Genomic DNA, 15,099 nt, shown 5'->3' with positions numbered 1-15,099 from the left:
ATGAAACTAGAAAAAATAGAACTGTTTGCGATTGAACTACCGCTCAAAGTCCCGTTCATCGTCAGCTACCATCGCTATGACGTCATGCCGTCGGTAATCGTCAAGATGACGACCGAATGCGGTCTCGTCGGGTACGGTGAGGCGGTTGCCGACGAACACGTGACGGGCGAGTCGCTTGAGAGTACGATCAGTGTCATTCGCCACTTGCTCGGTCCACTGTTGATCGGACGGAACCCGATGCATCTAGAACGGATTCACGACGAGATGGACCGGGCCATCCGTGACGTTCCAGCGGCCAAGGCAGCGCTCGACATTGCTTGCCATGACTTGATCGGGAAGAAGCTCGGACAACCCATCTACGAGTTGCTCGGCGGACGCTATCACGACGCCTTCCCGGTCACACACGTCTTAAGTATCGGTGAGCCTGAAGCGATGGCGGCGGAAGCGTCGGAACAGGTCGCAGAAGGTTACACGGCCGTCAAAATGAAAGTCGGCGTCGATGTCGCCTCGGACGTCCGTCGTGTCGCGGCAGTAAGGCAAGCGGTCGGTCCTGACGTCCCAATCCGTGTTGATGTCAACCAAGGCTGGGTAAACGCGGCGAAGACGCTGCAGGCGATGCGTAAGCTCGAACCGTTTGATATCGATTGGGTCGAGCAACCGGTCAAAGCCGACGATTTTGAAGGAATGCTCGAAGTTAAAGGCAAAATATCGGTCCCGCTTATGATTGACGAAGGGGTACGGGGTGTCGCCGACATGCGCCGCTTGACGATGATGCAAGCGGCGCATAAAGTGAACGTGAAATTGATGAAGTGCGGCGGCATCTATCCGGCGAAAAAACTCGTCCATATGGCCGAGATGTCCGGTATCGAGTGTCAAATCGGCTCGATGGTCGAATCGTCGATCGCTTCGAGCGCGGGCTTTCACGTCGCGTTCTCGAGTAAAATCGTTCAATCGGTCGAACTGACCGGCCCGCTCCGGTTCGCTACGGACGTCGGCAATTTGACGTACGATTTACCGTTCATCCGCTTGAACGACCGTCCGGGTCTCGGTGTCGACGTCGATGAGGACGTGCTCCGTCGCCTGACGACCGATTACTATGAAGTCGGAGGCGCCGATCATGTGGCACGGTGAATGCAATGGACTTGAACTCGACGTTCGGCATTTGACCGATATGGACTTGACGGCCATCGAAGCGGTGCAACAAACCGTGATTGCTGATCTTGCCGAAGGTAGCCATTACCAAGCGCTCACGACAGACGAATTCATGAAGCTGTTGTCGGATCAGACGATCATCGGCGCGTTCCACAAAGATGCGTTGATTGCGTTTCGGGCGTTGCTCATCCCGCCGCTCGATGACGAACATTTAGGTCGTGACATCGGGCGGCGTGAGGATGAACTCGATCGCATCATCTACCAAGAGGTGACGAACGTCGATCCGTCTTATCGGGGCTACCGTTTGCAGCAACATTTAGGGAAGCTGTTGATGGAAGAATTGAGCCAAGACGAGCGGTTTGACCTCGTCTGTGCGACCGTCGCCCCGTTCAACATCCCGAGCTTGAAGGACAAGTTTGTCCTGGGCCTAAGAATCGGCGCACTCAAACAAAAGTATGGCGGTAAACTTCGTTATATCTTTATGAAAGAACTGCATACGGGTTGGCGACCGTTAGGTGAGACGGCGTGGCTTGAGATGAGTGATACGGACGGCCAAGTCGAATTATTGAAGACGGGTTGGTACGGCACGGCGATGAAACGAGTCGACGAGACGTGGCTTATCCAATATGAACGGTAAAAATGGCCTGATCCATGTGATCAGGCCAAACGTGTTTAGTCGAGGATAAATAAAATGTCATCGGCAAGTTTTTCATACGTCCGATCGCTCGGGTGGAACTGATCGCTTGCGAGGTCTCGGGTGACGTCGCTCACGTACGCGAACGGATCGATCACGTCGATGCGGTAAGTATTCCCAAGGTTAGCCGCCGCAGCGTTCCAGTCGAGAATCAGCTGGTTGAACGCCTGTCCGTTCGTGTTCTCGGGGAACGGGTTGTAAAGCGCGATATAGACGATTTGAGCCGTGTCGTTCAGACCACGGATTTCTGCAAAGATATCATTTAAGTTTGCTTTAGCGTCCGTGACGACTTGTTCGATATCGACAGATTCGAAGTTATCGACGTTTTCGCCCCGGTTGAACAGGTCGTTGCCGCCGATCGTGAGCGTGATGTAGCGGGCGTTTTTGATTGTCCGCTGAACTTCCGGCTGAGCGAGCTGAGCGAGCAGGTCCTCGGTGCGTGCCCCCGATATGGCCAAGTTTTGTGTGCGGATATCTTGGTCTTCGAGAGCTGCGCTGACCGGTTGAACGTAACCGGCGCCTGACGTCGAACCGACGCCGCGTGTGATTGAATCACCGAGAGCGACGAAAATTTCGCCGTCTGGTTCAGGTCTCGTATCTTCGCTGACCGAGAGCGTACGCTCCGGCGGGTTGACGATGTCTTGATACCCAATCCAAAGACCAAACAAGGCCGTTGCCGTCAACAAGACAGAGCCGATTAAAAAGGCATACCATTTCCCATTTTTCATCTGATGACCTCACTTTCTATGTAACCATCATATCAAATATATTTGAACCTGCCCTATGTGAATGTTCGAATAGGACAGAAGCGGACGAGTCCGCTAGAATAGAGTTGAGGTGAGACGATGCAACCAACATTGAAAATAGACCATTTGACAAAAGTAATCGGGAAAAAAACCATCATCGACGATATCTCGTTCGATGTGTTTCCTGGGGAAGTGTTCGGCTTTTTAGGACCGAACGGTGCTGGTAAGACGACGACGATCCGGATGATCGTCGGCTTGATCAAACCGACGAAAGGGTCCGTCTCGATTTGCGGTTTTGGCGTCGAGCGCCAGTTCGTCCAAGCGATGAACCAGATCGGGGCGATTGTCGAGAATCCCGAGCTGTATAAGTTTTTGAGTGGCCGCGAGAACTTGAACGTGTTCGCGCGCATGTTACCGGGTATCACGGAGGCCCGGATTCAAGAAGTGATCGACCTCGTCGATTTGACGGCCCGGATCGATGACAAAGTGAAGACGTACTCGCTCGGGATGCGCCAACGGCTTGGAATCGCGCAAGCGATGCTCAACAACCCGCGTGTCTTGATTTTAGATGAACCGACGAACGGGCTCGATCCGATGGGTATCCGTGATTTGCGACTGTTTATCCGTCGCCTCGTCGAAGAAACCGGACTCAGTGTGCTCGTTTCAAGCCACATCTTGGCGGAAATTGAGTTGCTCGCTGACCGTGTCGCCATCATGTCGCGCGGCAAGATTGTGAAAGTCGGTACCGTTCAAGAGCTGATCAATGAATTGGCGTCGACGGTCGACGTTCACGTGGCGGACAGTTTTGAGGTGTTGCCGATTGTTCGTGGTTTTGAATCGATCGAGCAGGCGGACGTCGTCGACGAACGGACGATCCGTGTCTCGATGAACTTAGAAGACACGGCCCGATTAAATCGTTATTTGCTTGATCGAGATGTGGAAGTCTTTGGTCTCGAACGACGTGTTCAGACGCTCGAAGAACTGTTTATCACATTGACCGGGGGTGACCATATTGTCTAATCCATCTTTACTCGGCCTGATTCGTAACGAAGTGTTGAAGATCCATAATAAGCGACGACTATTGGTCGTCTCGGTCATCCTCGTCGTACTCGTCTCGATGTTCACGTACGCCAACTATCGTCAAATCGAGAAGCAGCGTGAAGAGCAAGGGACGATCGACTGGCGTGTCGACTTGCAGCAAGAGATCGTCGATACGCAAAACCGGCTCGCCTCGGCGAACGTCCAAGACGAGTTCCGGCAAATCCTCGAGTTCCAAGTGCAACAAAACCAATACTACTTAGATAACGACATCAACCCGAGTTATCCTGGGGCGCCGACGTTCATGCGTGTCTTCTTCTCCCAAGGGACGACGCTCGTCCTGCCGCTGTTCATCATCGTTCTGATGGCAGACATCGTCAGCGGCGAGCATAACGACGGGACGATCAAGACGCTGTTGTCACGTCCGGTCCGGCGCTTTAAGATTTTGTTGGCGAAATGGATGACGACGCTGTTGTACACATCGATCCTCATCTTCATCACGGCGTTCGTCAGTTATGCCATTTCAGGGATCGTGCTCGGATGGGACGGTTGGACCGCACCGATCTTGACCGGATTCCAGGCCTCAGCGACCGGGACGTTCTCGACCGACTTCGTCCATACGCTGCCGATGTGGCAATACTTGCTCATGTCGGTCGGTCTATCGTGGTTCGTCGTGGCGGCCGTCGGTACGATCGCACTCATGATTTCGGTCCTCGTCAAAAATACGGCGACCGGGATCGGGATCATGATGGCCATCCTCATTTCGGGACCGCTCCTCACGTCGCTCGGTTCGAACTGGGACAGCTCGAAATACTTGGTGAACGTCAACTTCGGTCTTCATACCTATCTCGAGGGACAAGCCCCGCCGATTGATGGGATGACACTGCCGTTCTCGCTCATCGTCATTTTCGTTTGGACGCTCGCGGCGTTGGCGTACGCGTTCTATCACTTCACCCAAAAAGATGTCTATTAAATGAGAAAGTGTCACCATCCCGGTGACGCTTTTTTTATACGGTTGAAAGCACTAAACAGGAAGACTGAATAGGTTAAATGTCTCAATAGTTAGAATTGTCAAAATAATCAATAAGTTGGATTCCTTAACTGTGGGAAACTATGTAAAGTAAGAGACACCACATAAGGAGGGAAACACATATGAAAAAAGTTTTATCGACATCATTGATCGCAGGCGTCTTACTCGTTCCACAATTCGCCGGGGCGGCAGAACTGAAGACAGGCACGTTGACAAAACCATCGACTGAGGCGCCGGCGACGATCGTCAAAGAGTTCGCCAAAGCGAAAGGAGAATTCAAGACGATCGAATCGAAGCGCGACAAAGTCGGACAAGTCGTCAAACTCCAACAGACGGTGGACGGTGTTCCCGTATTCGGCGGTATCGTCGTCGGAGTGGTCGACGAGGCCGGACAATTGAAGACGGTCGTCGATGACACGAAACAACTGAAAGGACTACATAAATCGATCAAACTGAACGAACGAAAAGCAGTCGCCCGCTATAAAGAACTTGTCGGTCATACAGGCGCCTACGAGCTCGAGCCGGCAGCGGAACTCGTCATCTACCCGAACAAAGGTGAAGCGGCTTATGCCTATGAGGTGACCGGGACGATCCTCGATGCTGAGGAACCATCACGTTGGACGTACTTCATCGATGCGGCGAGCGGCGAGGTGTTGAACAAATACAACCAGTTGGCTCACGCCAAACCGGCGAACGGCGTCACAGGAACGGCGTTTACCGGAACGGGGATCGACGTGCTCGGACAGAGCCAAACGTTCAAGACGACGAAGAGCGGTTCATATTACTATTTACAAGACTCGACGCGCGGTAAAGGCATCTACACGTACGATGCCGGCAACCGGACACGTCTTCCCGGATCACTTTGGGCCGACGTCGATAACGTCTTGAACACGACGTATGACCGGGCCGCGGTCAGTGCGCACGTGAATGCGACTAAAACGTACGATTTCTTCAAAAACACTTACGGCCGCAATAGCTACGACAACAACGGGGCGGCTCTCAACTCGACGGTCCATTACAGCCGCAGTTACAACAACGCGTTCTGGGACGGCAGCAAGATGGTTTACGGGGACGGGGATGGACAGACGTTCACTTACCTCTCGGGTGCGCTCGATGTCGTCGCCCACGAGTTGTCACACGCCGTCACCGAGTACACGGCCGGTTTGATCTACCAGAACGAATCGGGTGCGATCAACGAAGCGGTGTCTGATATCTTTGGTACGGTCGCCGAATACAGTGTCGGATCGAACTTTGACTGGTTGGTCGGGGAGGATATCTACACGCCAGGCGTTGCAGGGGACGCTCTACGTTCGATGTCGAACCCGGCCGCTTACGGTGACCCGGATCACTATTCGGTGCGTTATACAGGAACGCAAGACAATGGCGGTGTCCATATCAACTCAGGAATCGTCAATAAAGCGGCCTACTTGTTAGGTAATGGCGGATCGCATTACGGTGTCTCGGTCCAAGGTGTCGGCGTCATGGAGATGGGGGACATCTACTACCGCGCCCTCACGGTCTACTTGACACCGACTTCGAACTTCTCGAGTCTTCGCCAAGCGGTCGTCCAATCGGCTAAAGACCTTTACGGTTCGACGAGCACACAAGCCGTTGCTGCCGCGAAATCGTTTGACGCGGTCGGCATCTATTAATCGGAATCAATTAAGTAGACAGACATCTCTTCCCGCGCGGAAGAGATGTTTTTAGTTTAGTAGGTGATAGACTCGCTAAAGAGGGTAAATAGGGTTGTAGTTTAAACTGAACTGATTCAGAGGAGGATTTATGAATATTCACCAATTTCGTATCGACCATAAAAATGGAATTCGCTTGAGCGACTTCCAAACGAGCATGCAAGACCGGCCGTCTGATGAGACGTTGACTGAGGAATTGATTCCAAAAAGTGTCGACAGGTTAAAAGAGTTACATTGGAAGCTATATGCCGAGGCTAAAAAGGGTGTCGTCGTCGTCTTGCAGGCGCTAGATGCCGGAGGGAAAGATGAAGCGATCAGCTATATCTTCTCAAACTTGAATGCCCAAGGGTTGAAGACGAACGCCTTCCAAAAGCCGTCGGACACCGAAAAGAAACATGACTACTTATGGCGGATGCACGATTTGATGCCGGAGCGGGGTCAAGTCGGTATTTTGAACCGATCGTATTACGAAGAAGTCATCGCACCCCGCGTCCACGATCTACTAGGCGACGAGGTGATCCCAGATGAAGCGAACGTATGGGCCGTGCGCTACCGTCAGATTAACGATTATGAGCAGTATCTTAAGGAGAACGGCTTTGAGGTCATCAAATTTTTCTTTAACGTCTCAAAAGAAGTGCAACGCGATCGTCTGCTCGAACGCTTGAAAGACCCGAAGAAGAATTGGGAGTTTTCATTCAGTGATGTCGAGGAGCGGAGACATTGGGACGATTACCAGGCCATCTTCGAAGACATGTTGTCGAATACGTCGACAAGTCAGGCACCATGGTATATTCTTCCGGCCGACGATGACTGGTACGCGCGTTACATCGTCTCGACCGTTATGATCGACGTGCTCGAGAACATCAATCCGCAGTTCCCGACGTTCACGGAAGAGGAGCAGGAAAAGATTGACGAGGCGATTAAAGAGTTAGAAAGTGAATGATTGAGCGTCGTGTACTGAAACGATTGATTTTCCTATTGCGTTGAAAGCGAATCCAATGTACAGTGGACGTATCGAATCAGACGTCAGACATCTATACAAAGGAGCAATCATTGTGGGGAATATTAGTTTGTTGTTCGGCGGCGTGGCACTGTTCATTAACAGCCTCGTCCTGTTTGGGAAAGTCGATATGAAAAGTGCCGGGGTGTTCAGCCTGTTCACCGGCATGTTCCAGGCGTTCATCGCGACATGGCTCGTCATCGGGGCGAGCCCGTCAGAACTGTTTGGATACGCAGGTATTTACTTGTTCGCATTCACGTATTTGTACGTCGGTGTGACGTTCATCTTTAACTTGGACGGACGCGGTGTCGGCTGGTTCTCACTGTTCGTCGCGATTTCGGCACTATTTTACGCCGTCGTCGGGTTCGCGAACGGTGACAGCATGGGCGCGGTGACGTGGTTGTTCTGGTCGTTCCTTTGGGGATTGTTCTTCTATGGGATGGCGCTGGAACGAGCGATCGACGGCGTGACAGCACGCGTCGCCTTCGTCCTCGCTTGGTTGACGTTGATCGTACCCGCATTGCTCGGCTTGGCCAATTTGATGACGCCGCTCTATGACGTCATTTGGTGGGCGGCGAGCGGTACGGCTGTTCTCTACTTTGCCTTCGCGATGTCGCGGTTCAAACGCCAAGTCGAGACGGCAAACTAAAAACGCTCATCCTGAGCGTTTTTAGTTTGCATGTTAAATTGTGTCTAAAGTGTGAAAAGTGGGAAAGGAGTAGGTAAAGGAGGCGGTCACAGATGAGTGATGGCTTGATTTTACTGCTCGGTTTATTAATCTGCGGTTGGATGCTGTTTGCGGTCGTGTTTGATGATACAATTAAAAGAAGAATTTGACGGGCCGTTTCCTTTTTAGGAACGGTCTTTCGTTTGAGGAGTGACAGAAATGAAAAAGACACCAGTCATCGTGATTGTCGGGCCGACGGCAGTCGGGAAGACGAAGACGGGCATCGAGCTCGCCAAGGCGTTCGACGGAGAAATCGTATCAGGCGACTCGGTCCAAGTGTACCGCGGAATGGATATCGGTTCCGCCAAAGTGACGGTCGAAGAGGCGGAAGGCGTACCGCATCATTTGATCGACATTTGTGACCCGGATGAAGCGATGAGCGTCGCCAAATTTCAACGTCTCGCCCGCGCGGCGATCGACGATATCTACTCGCGCGGGAAGGTGCCGATTGTAGTCGGTGGGACGGGCCTGTATATTCGGGCGATTTTATACGATTACGAGTTCACGGAGCGACCGGTCGATACGGAACTGCGTGCAGCGCTTGAAGCCGAAGCGGAAGCACACGGCGCCGAGGCGTTACATGACCGCTTGCGTGGCCTCGATCCGAGGCGCGCCGACATCATTCATCCAAATAATGTCCGCCGTGTCATCCGTGCCCTCGAAGTCGCGCTCTCAGGTGACGAGCAGGCAATGGATAGTGCCCCATCTGAGCATTACGATTATAAGTTGTTTGTCCTGCACGCCGATCGCGACGTCTTATATGAGCGGATCAATCATCGCGTCGATTTGATGATCGAAGCGGGTCTCATCGAAGAAGTCGAGCGCTTATTGCGTGCCGGGTACCGGGAGACACAGGCGCTACGGGCCATCGGCTATAAAGAAGTCGTGCCGTACTTAGACGGGAAACTGACGCGAGAGCGGATGACCGAGACGTTGAAACAACATACACGCCAGTTTGCAAAACGGCAATTAACGTGGTTCCGTCATCAATTTGATGGGATTTGGGTAGATATGGGAAAGAAATCATTTGAACTATCGTATAAAAATATCTATGATGAGGTTGAGGAGTTTTTTCGAAAATTCCGATTATTTGAACGAGACATAGACTAGGGGGAATGCAACATGAAGGCAAGCTATAACATCCAAGATCATTTTCTGAACCAATTGCGCAAAGAGATGGTTCCGACGACCGTGTTTTTAGTCAGTGGCTTCCAAATTCGCGGAGTCATCAAATCATTTGACAACTTCACAGTGATCGTCGAGTCGGAAGGGCGCCAACAGTTGATTTATAAACATGCGATTTCGACGTTCTCGCCAGCACGGAACGTCACGTTGTTCGAACCGGAAGCGGTCGAGATGACGGAAGGTTAATTGAAGCATAAGGAAAGAGCGGCCCGGGGACCGCTCTTTTCTTATGCCGTTTTTATGTTGCGGTCATCATGGAGCGCCTCGAGGACGCGATGGATGGCGCAGCCACCGAGCAACGAGTCGAGTTGCTCGCACATTTGGGCGGGACTCGACCGATACAAGTGCGTATACGTCCGTTTCCACGAGCGGTCGGCCGACTGGATGCGGACGAGCAGGTCGGCGTGACCGAGCTCTTTCAGCTTATCGATATTCATCCGGTTCGTCCGGGCGAAGGCAGATAAGACGACCGCTTTCGCGAGCGGTGTTTGCACCGGATACCCTGAGACGATTAAAGCGGCCATCGCTCCTTTCATCTCATGCGCGACGACCGAGTCGATGAGGTCGTCGTGCGTATATGGATTTCCAGCGTGACCGGCGACTGCCTGCTCAAGCTCATTGTCTGATACGGGACAGACCGCCCCTTCGAGGATACCGTCAATCGTTGGATGGACATCTGCATAACGTGCCGCTTCCCCTGTCGCGATCAACCGTTCATACGTGTCTAGTAGTGAAATCATCATCATTCCCCCTTTTTGTAACTACTTATATCGTAACAATATAGGTAAGCGCTTTCAATATATTCCTCACAAGTTTCTGACCAGTAACGAAAGTATGTTCGCCTCGAACGATAAAACACGATACAATGGGCAAAGAGAAGAAAAAGGGGGTCATATCATGAATTATTATCAACAGATCGACGCGGTCGCAGGTGGTGGTACGTTCGACCGGGCCAGGTTTCAAGTTCCGAAAGTCGAGAAGTCGACGCTTCGGCTAACGGATTTGTCGGACGGGACACCGATTCAGACGAATGCGCTCGTCAGTTCGGTCGAGGTGCGGGAAGGGAAGTCTGGCGCCAAATGGTTGCAACTTAATTTGACGACGTCTGGCGGGCTGATCCGGGCCAAACATTGGCTGCGGGGCAACGAAGATCAACTGCTACCGATTTACGAATCGGGCGTGATCGCCTTAGAAGGAAAGATTGACGTCTATCCGAAGCCGGACGGCGCCAAATCGATCACGATCGATCGTGTCCAACCGATGTCCCGGGACGAGGCGGTGTCGCTCTTACCTGGACTTCCAGGCGACGAGACGTTCGATCAGTATGCCGAAGAGCTGTTCGCGATTTTGTCGACGCTGTCTCCGGACTATGAGGCGATCGCGTTGGCGCTCCTCGATCAATATTGGGACGATTTCGTATTGGCCCCGGCTGCTCTCTACCATCACCACAACTACGTCGGTGGACTGTTAAAACATACGGTCTGCATGTTGCGACTCGGTTACCGCATCCAAGAGCAAGACGATTATTTGGCGACTGCGTTCCGGATCATCAAAGAAGCCGAGCAGTTGCACAAAGTAGACGTATGGAATACGATGAACGGTGTTAAAGTCGAGCAGGCGTTCCGTGGGACGTTTGAGTCGCTCTATACGGCGTGTGAGGCGATGGCAGAACTGAAAGAACCGCTCCGCTGGGACGAACTCGCGCTCGGTATCTTGTTCCATGACATCGGCAAGTTGTTCGAATACAGTCATCTGTTGTCGTCACCGAGACGGTTCGAGCAGCTGTTTTACGTCACCGGCACGAGTGAGACGACAGGGATCGCCATCAATCCGATGGGGAGTCTGGTCGGTCACATGCCATACGGAGGGCTGTTGTTCGAGAAGAGTCAACAAGCCGCCGGCATCACGTTGCCGCTTGACGTCCACCACCGGATTTGGCATATGATCTTGTCCCACCACGGAAAACGGGAATGGGGTTCTAGCGTCCTGCCGGCCACGACCGAAGGGTGGCTGCTTCATTTGATCGACTTGTTGGACGCTCGCTACGAGAAGTGGGCACGGGTCCACGAAAATTTATAAAGTGAGGTGCAAGGCATGATTCCCGTGCAATTAGTGACCGGCTTTTTAGGCGCCGGAAAAACGACATATATGAACCGTCTTTTAGAAGCGACGGACGAACGATTGCTCTTGATCGTCAACGAGCTCGGCTCGGTCAACATTGACGAACAATTGATCGTCAACATGGATCAAGAACAGATCGAACTGTCGAACGGTTGTATTTGTTGTTCAATCCAAAATGATTTGAGTAAGACGTTTTATCAACTCGCCTCGCGAGGCGAGTCGTTCGATCGCATCGTCATCGAGACGACAGGTGTTGCCGACCCGGCCCCAATCATCCAGACGATTTATTACGACGATTACTTACGATCGCGCTTTAAACTGACGGCGATTTTGACCGTCGTCGATGCGAGCCAGATGGACCGCGAACTGTTCATCGAAGGTATCCATCAAATCGCCTATGCCGATGTGATCTTGCTCAACAAAGTCGATCTCGTCAGCGAGGCCGAGCTCGAGCGTGCCCACGGCCGGATTCGTGAATTGAACCCGACCGTACGTGTCATCGAGACCGAGCAGACGGTCGGAGCGTATGAGTTACTCGAGAACACGTTCCAGCTCTCCCGCATCGATGAACGTCTGCTCGGCGAGCTGACAGCCGGACATACGTCCGTCTCGACGCTGCGGGCTATCACGATCACGACCGACGTGCCGTTAAACCGCGAGCGGGTCACGCGTTACGTCAGAGAAGTGCTCATGCACTATGAACAAGACGTCTATCGTCTCAAAGCGATTGTCCGTATTGAAGGCGAGTCTTCAAAATTTGTCGTCCAGGCGACGAACCAGTTGATGGGCGCGACGTTCGCCAATGAACCGAGCGACGATACCCGGTCTGTTTTTGTCTGGATCGGCAAAGAACTTGACCGGGAAGCGCTTGAACGCGGGATGAAAGCTTGTGAGGTGAATGAACGATGAGGTTGATGCTAGTAGATGGATTTAACTTATTATCGCGTTATTATTTTGCGACCGAACGGCGCCGGGCGCTCGACCCCGAAGTGACGTTGAAAGGTTTGCTCCGTAAAGTCGACGGCTGGACGAACGAGTTTACCCATATCGCTTTCTTTTGGGACGGACCAAGAGAGACGACCCATCGGTTCGCCTTGTTTCCCGACTATAAGGCGACCCGGACCGGTCTGCCGGAACCGTTGTTTCATGATTACGTCAAACTGCGGGCCGCGCTCACGGAACGCGGCATCTTTCAGTCCGAGCTGGCCGGGTACGAGGCGGACGATTTGATAGGGGCCGTCGCGACGGCGTTCCCCGGGGAATCGTACATGTACTCGTCCGACCGGGACTTGCATCAACTGTTATCTTCGAACGTGTTTCAAATTGTCCCTAAAAAAGGCGAGGAACTGTTGATGAGCCGGGAATTGTTCGAAGCGACGTACGGGGTGAGACCGTTACAGTTCGTCGATGTGAAGGCGCTCCAAGGCGATGCGTCGGACAACATTCCGGGCGTCAAAGGGATCGGTCCGAAGACGGCGACGATCCTCGTGCAGTCATACGATACCGTCGAACAATTATACGAGCTGTTGCGAACGGAACAGTTGCTTGAAGCACACCAAAAGTATGCGAAAAAATTGGACGGTCACGAAGAAGTCGCGTTGCTGTCGAAGCGTCTGTCACAAATCGATATCGACGCTCCGATCGAGACCGACTGGGAGGCGTACCGCTTTGGTTCACTTTTATTTTGACGCGGCCACGAATCAACAGACCGGGGAGAACGGGCTCGGTGTCTGGCTAAAGGCGTCCGATGGGACGGTCGTTACGTTCACAGAGAAGCGGACCGGGCTATCGAGCGTTCAAGCCGAGCTCGCGGCACTCGTCTTCGCGCTCAAACAAGCTGAAGCGCTCGAAGGGGAGTCGACGTTCCTGTTTTATTCAGACGCCGAGACAATCGTGCGTGCGCTCGAGCAACGCTTTATGAAAGACAAATCGGTCAAACCGCTATTTCTTGAGGCGTTGATCGCCTACGACGAACTGCCGGTCACGTTCATCAAGTGGATCCCACGGGCAGACAACCGGGCTGACTCGGTCGCAAAGGCAGCGCTGCTTGGCAGATGAAGAAGTCGAGACGTGTCTCGACTTTTTTTCGATTCTCATAAGCGCACGTTTCTTTTTTGCAAAAATTTCGCTAAAATGAAAGCGTAGTCAAAAAAAGAGGGGGAATTTTCATGGATTATCGGATCGAACGGGACACGATGGGGGAAATCAACGTCCCAGCTTCAGCAAAATGGGGAGCACAAACACAACGAAGCTTAGAGAACTTTAAAATCGGGACGGAGAAAATGCCGCTCGAAGTCGTTCATGCGTTCGCGATTCTGAAAAAAGGCGCGGCCTTGGCCAACGCTGAATTAGGGGTCCTCGAGCAGGGCAAGGCGGACATTATCGCCGAGGTCGCAGATGAGATTGTGGCGGGTGATCATGACGCCGAGTTCCCACTCGTCGTCTGGCAGACAGGATCAGGCACACAATCCAATATGAACGTCAACGAAGTGATCGCCCACTTGGCGAACGACAAGTTAAAAGCACGCGGGCAGACGCTGACGATTCATCCGAACGATGACGTCAACAAGTCACAAAGTTCAAACGACACGTATCCGACTGCGATGCATATCGCCGCCATCCTTGCCGTCGAGGATAAAGTCATTCCGGCGATTGAAGCGCTCCATGCGACGCTCGACAAGAAGGCCGAAACGTATATGGACGTCGTGAAGATCGGGCGCACCCACTTGCAGGACGCGACGCCGGTCACGCTCGGGCAAGAGATCAGCGGCTGGGTCCGCATGCTTGAACTATCGAAACAGATGATTGAACGGACGCTTGAACCGTTAACAGAACTCGCGCTCGGTGGGACAGCGGTCGGGACAGGCATCAACGCGCATCCGGATTTCGGTGAAGTTGTCGCTGCCAAAATTTCGACTGAGACCGGTAAACGTTTCGTGACGGCCGTGAACAAGTTCCACGCGCTCACGAGTCACGATCAACTCGTCTTCACGCACGGGGCGTTGAAGGCGCTCGCAATGGACGCGATGAAGATCGCCAACGACGTCCGCTGGCTCGCTTCTGGTCCTCGTGCCGGGATTGGCGAGATCACGATTCCTGAAAATGAACCGGGTAGCTCGATCATGCCTGGAAAAGTGAACCCGACGCAAAGTGAGGCGTTGACGATGGTCGCGGCCCAAGTTCTCGGCAACGATACGACGATCGGGTTCGGTGCGAGCCAAGGGAACTTCGAATTGAACGTCTTTAAGCCGGTCATCATGTACAACTTTTTACAGACGTGCCGTTTATTGACAGACAGCCTTCATTCGTTCGATGTGCACTGTGCCGTCGGGATTGAGCCGGATTTAGATGTGATCGCCCATAACGTCGAGCGCTCGCTTATGCTCGTCACGGCGTTGAATCCGCACATCGGCTATGAAAATGCTGCGAAGATTGCCAAGCATGCCCATAAAAAAGGCATCTCATTGAAAGAGTCAGCGCTCGAGACAGGTCTATTGACTGAAGAGCAGTTCGACCAGTGGATTCGTCCGGAAGAGATGACATCACCTAATCTAAAAGTTGGAAAATAACAGGAAGAGCGGTCGTTGAACCGCTTTTTTTTGATTTTATAGGACGTTTGAACTAGATTAATGTCAAACAATAGGAATTAAATGAGGAAATAGTTGTATTTTCGTGGGTGAAGTCGCATAATCAGAGACAGAAGCGAATATCGGGG

General features: G+C 52.6%; 16 protein-coding genes. 14 read left to right on the top strand and 2 right to left on the bottom strand.

Annotated features, from left to right (window positions below):
• Both EVJ21_RS01530 and EVJ21_RS01525 read left to right on the top strand, forming a co-directional pair.
• Entirely contained in the window at positions 1-1,131 is a 1,131-nt protein-coding gene (locus EVJ21_RS01530; RefSeq protein ID WP_131465174.1) for a mandelate racemase/muconate lactonizing enzyme family protein, read from the top strand.
• Positions 1,118-1,789 (top strand): hypothetical protein, encoded by a 672-nt coding sequence (locus EVJ21_RS01525; protein ID WP_131489805.1) that lies wholly within the window; start codon positions 1,118-1,120, stop codon positions 1,787-1,789. The genes EVJ21_RS01530 and EVJ21_RS01525 overlap by 14 nt, the downstream gene beginning before the upstream one ends.
• A gap of 35 nt (positions 1,790-1,824) precedes the next feature.
• Here EVJ21_RS01525 and EVJ21_RS01520 read toward each other — a convergent pair whose 3' ends face one another.
• Positions 1,825-2,574, bottom strand: a complete 750-nt coding sequence (locus EVJ21_RS01520; protein WP_071397395.1) for a GDSL-type esterase/lipase family protein — start codon at positions 2,572-2,574, stop codon at positions 1,825-1,827.
• Positions 2,575-2,691: 117 nt separating this feature from the next.
• On the opposite strand from EVJ21_RS01520, the gene EVJ21_RS01515 reads away from it, so the two are divergent.
• The 7 genes from EVJ21_RS01515 to hfq all read left to right on the top strand — a co-directional run bounded on the left by EVJ21_RS01515 (position 2,692) and on the right by hfq (position 9,449).
• Entirely contained in the window at positions 2,692-3,612 is a 921-nt protein-coding gene (locus EVJ21_RS01515) for an ABC transporter ATP-binding protein (protein ID WP_070327361.1), read from the top strand.
• Entirely contained in the window at positions 3,605-4,603 is a 999-nt protein-coding gene (locus tag EVJ21_RS01510) for an ABC transporter permease (protein ID WP_070327360.1), read from the top strand. The genes EVJ21_RS01515 and EVJ21_RS01510 overlap by 8 nt, the downstream gene beginning before the upstream one ends.
• 179 nt (positions 4,604-4,782) lie before the next feature.
• Positions 4,783-6,312 (top strand): M4 family metallopeptidase, encoded by a 1,530-nt coding sequence (locus EVJ21_RS01505; protein ID WP_131465170.1) that lies wholly within the window; start codon positions 4,783-4,785, stop codon positions 6,310-6,312.
• Positions 6,313-6,442: 130 nt separating this feature from the next.
• On the top strand, positions 6,443-7,294 hold the full coding sequence (locus EVJ21_RS01500) for a PPK2 family polyphosphate kinase (protein WP_131465168.1): 852 nt from the start codon (positions 6,443-6,445) through the stop codon (positions 7,292-7,294).
• A 112-nt stretch (positions 7,295-7,406) separates the two neighbouring features.
• Positions 7,407-8,000, top strand: coding sequence for an AmiS/UreI family transporter (locus EVJ21_RS01495; RefSeq protein ID WP_131440514.1), 594 nt, complete (start codon positions 7,407-7,409; stop codon positions 7,998-8,000).
• Between the two features lie 237 nt (positions 8,001-8,237).
• Entirely contained in the window at positions 8,238-9,188 is a 951-nt protein-coding gene (miaA, locus tag EVJ21_RS01490) for a tRNA (adenosine(37)-N6)-dimethylallyltransferase MiaA (protein WP_070327357.1), read from the top strand.
• 12 nt (positions 9,189-9,200) lie between these two features.
• On the top strand, positions 9,201-9,449 hold the full coding sequence (gene hfq, locus EVJ21_RS01485) for an RNA chaperone Hfq (protein WP_016509830.1): 249 nt from the start codon (positions 9,201-9,203) through the stop codon (positions 9,447-9,449).
• Between the two features lie 41 nt (positions 9,450-9,490).
• Here the strand turns inward: hfq and EVJ21_RS01480 are convergent, their stop codons facing one another.
• Positions 9,491-10,003 (bottom strand): hypothetical protein, encoded by a 513-nt coding sequence (locus EVJ21_RS01480; protein WP_236633493.1) that lies wholly within the window; start codon positions 10,001-10,003, stop codon positions 9,491-9,493.
• Positions 10,004-10,160: 157 nt separating this feature from the next.
• Here EVJ21_RS01480 and EVJ21_RS01475 point away from each other — a divergent pair, with 157 nt between their 5' ends.
• The 5 genes from EVJ21_RS01475 (at position 10,161) to fumC (ending at position 14,953) form a co-directional block, all read left to right on the top strand.
• Positions 10,161-11,342 carry a DNA-binding protein gene (locus EVJ21_RS01475; protein WP_236633494.1) on the top strand — a complete coding sequence of 394 codons (1,182 nt, stop codon included), beginning with the start codon at positions 10,161-10,163 and terminating at the stop codon, positions 11,340-11,342.
• A gap of 15 nt (positions 11,343-11,357) precedes the next feature.
• Entirely contained in the window at positions 11,358-12,293 is a 936-nt protein-coding gene (locus EVJ21_RS01470; protein ID WP_131465164.1) for a CobW family GTP-binding protein, read from the top strand.
• Positions 12,290-13,072, top strand: coding sequence for a 5'-3' exonuclease (locus tag EVJ21_RS01465; RefSeq protein WP_131489804.1), 783 nt, complete (start codon positions 12,290-12,292; stop codon positions 13,070-13,072). The genes EVJ21_RS01470 and EVJ21_RS01465 overlap by 4 nt, the downstream gene beginning before the upstream one ends.
• Positions 13,053-13,442 carry a reverse transcriptase-like protein gene (locus tag EVJ21_RS01460; protein WP_131489803.1) on the top strand — a complete coding sequence of 130 codons (390 nt, stop codon included), beginning with the start codon at positions 13,053-13,055 and terminating at the stop codon, positions 13,440-13,442. Before EVJ21_RS01465 ends, EVJ21_RS01460 begins: the two co-directional genes overlap by 20 nt.
• Before the next feature lie 110 nt (positions 13,443-13,552).
• Entirely contained in the window at positions 13,553-14,953 is a 1,401-nt protein-coding gene (gene fumC, locus EVJ21_RS01455) for a class II fumarate hydratase (protein ID WP_070327351.1), read from the top strand.
• The last annotated feature ends 146 nt before the right edge of the window (positions 14,954-15,099 follow it).

It is taken from the genome of Exiguobacterium sp. SH0S2, from assembly GCF_004337185.1.
GTDB classification, from domain to species: Bacteria; Bacillota; Bacilli; order Exiguobacteriales; family Exiguobacteriaceae; genus Exiguobacterium; species Exiguobacterium aurantiacum_A.
Note: the sequence above shows the minus strand (reverse complement) of the source record. Positions and strands in the feature narration are given on the sequence as shown.

What these genes read in the sequence shown, in the direction of transcription:
- EVJ21_RS01515 (WP_070327361.1), top strand. Translation starts at nt 2,692, where the DNA reads ATGCAACCAACATTGAAAATAGACCATTTGACAAAAGTAATCGGGAAA.
- EVJ21_RS01520 (WP_071397395.1), bottom strand. Translation starts at nt 2,574, where the DNA reads ATGAAAAATGGGAAATGGTATGCCTTTTTAATCGGCTCTGTCTTGTTG.
- EVJ21_RS01470 (WP_131465164.1), top strand. Translation starts at nt 11,358, where the DNA reads ATGATTCCCGTGCAATTAGTGACCGGCTTTTTAGGCGCCGGAAAAACG.
- EVJ21_RS01525 (WP_131489805.1), top strand. Translation starts at nt 1,118, where the DNA reads ATGTGGCACGGTGAATGCAATGGACTTGAACTCGACGTTCGGCATTTG.
- EVJ21_RS01530 (WP_131465174.1), top strand. Translation starts at nt 1, where the DNA reads ATGAAACTAGAAAAAATAGAACTGTTTGCGATTGAACTACCGCTCAAA.
- miaA (WP_070327357.1), top strand. Translation starts at nt 8,238, where the DNA reads ATGAAAAAGACACCAGTCATCGTGATTGTCGGGCCGACGGCAGTCGGG.
- EVJ21_RS01475 (WP_236633494.1), top strand. Translation starts at nt 10,161, where the DNA reads ATGAATTATTATCAACAGATCGACGCGGTCGCAGGTGGTGGTACGTTC.
- fumC (WP_070327351.1), top strand. Translation starts at nt 13,553, where the DNA reads ATGGATTATCGGATCGAACGGGACACGATGGGGGAAATCAACGTCCCA.
- hfq (WP_016509830.1), top strand. Translation starts at nt 9,201, where the DNA reads ATGAAGGCAAGCTATAACATCCAAGATCATTTTCTGAACCAATTGCGC.
- EVJ21_RS01480 (WP_236633493.1), bottom strand. Translation starts at nt 10,003, where the DNA reads ATGATTTCACTACTAGACACGTATGAACGGTTGATCGCGACAGGGGAA.
- EVJ21_RS01465 (WP_131489804.1), top strand. Translation starts at nt 12,290, where the DNA reads ATGAGGTTGATGCTAGTAGATGGATTTAACTTATTATCGCGTTATTAT.
- EVJ21_RS01505 (WP_131465170.1), top strand. Translation starts at nt 4,783, where the DNA reads ATGAAAAAAGTTTTATCGACATCATTGATCGCAGGCGTCTTACTCGTT.
- EVJ21_RS01500 (WP_131465168.1), top strand. Translation starts at nt 6,443, where the DNA reads ATGAATATTCACCAATTTCGTATCGACCATAAAAATGGAATTCGCTTG.